Genomic DNA, 304 nt, shown 5'->3' with positions numbered 1-304 from the left:
GTGCCGCCCCAGAGCCGATTCCTTACGCCCTCAATCGTTACTGGCGTGAAGCCCGCCGTCATTATTCAGTGCTGAATACCCATCTGGCGAGCCGTACCTTTATCGTCGGTGAGCAATACAGCATCGCAGACATTGCCGCCTGGGGCTGGATCGACAAGGCTACCGTGGTACTGGGTGATGATGGTGCTCTGAGTGAATTTCCGCACCTAAAGGCCTGGTTTGACCGTATCAACAGCCGTCCAGCCGTCGAACGCGCCCGCACCATTGGCCAGCACGCCGAATTCCAGAGTGAGTTGGATGACGC

Annotated in this window: 1 protein-coding gene; it reads left to right on the top strand. The window is 57.9% G+C overall.

Annotated features, from left to right (window positions below; genetic code table 11):
• A partial coding sequence (locus Q4563_RS18595; RefSeq protein WP_303605563.1) for a glutathione binding-like protein occupies positions 1 to 304 on the top strand: 304 nt, incomplete at both ends.

The sequence above is a fragment of the Gilvimarinus sp. 1_MG-2023 genome (assembly GCF_030548285.1).
This window is presented reverse-complemented; position numbering and strand designations above follow the sequence as displayed.